Genomic DNA, 410 nt, shown 5'->3' with positions numbered 1-410 from the left:
GACCTGGCCACCCTCTCCCCGGTGATCACCCTTTCTGACGGCGCACAGGTTAGTCCAGCCTCAGAAATACCCACGGATTTCAGCGCCGGACCGGTTAACTACCTGGTTACTGCCGAAGATGGGGCCACAACACAAAGCTGGACAGTCTCCGTTACCAGACCGCCTTTTGAGGCCTTTGTCAACTTTCAGGACAATATTGTCACCCCTCCGTCACCTTATCTTCCGGACTTTGGGTTGGCTTTCGGCAATGCCGCCAACGAGGTAACTTATGGTGCTACGACTTATACATATGGGTGGAAGCTAGCTGCAGACGACACCCCTTTTGACGCTTCGAACCTTGCCCCTGGCAACGACAGCGGCGTAGGTCGCAACCGCTTGACCGACTATTCTGCTGCTACCAACCAGGAAAA

Annotated in this window: 1 protein-coding gene; it reads left to right on the top strand. The window is 54.9% G+C overall.

Annotated features, from left to right (window positions below):
* On the top strand, nucleotides 1–410 hold a 410-nt coding region (locus QU605_RS15355), incomplete at both ends, for an SGBP N-terminal domain-containing protein (RefSeq protein WP_434967939.1).

Origin of the sequence: Robiginitalea aurantiaca (assembly GCF_030380815.1) — a bacterium.
GTDB classification, from domain to species: Bacteria; Bacteroidota; Bacteroidia; order Flavobacteriales; family Flavobacteriaceae; genus Robiginitalea; species Robiginitalea aurantiaca.
The sequence above is the reverse complement of the archived record's forward strand: the minus strand, read 5'-3'. Positions and strand labels throughout refer to the sequence as shown.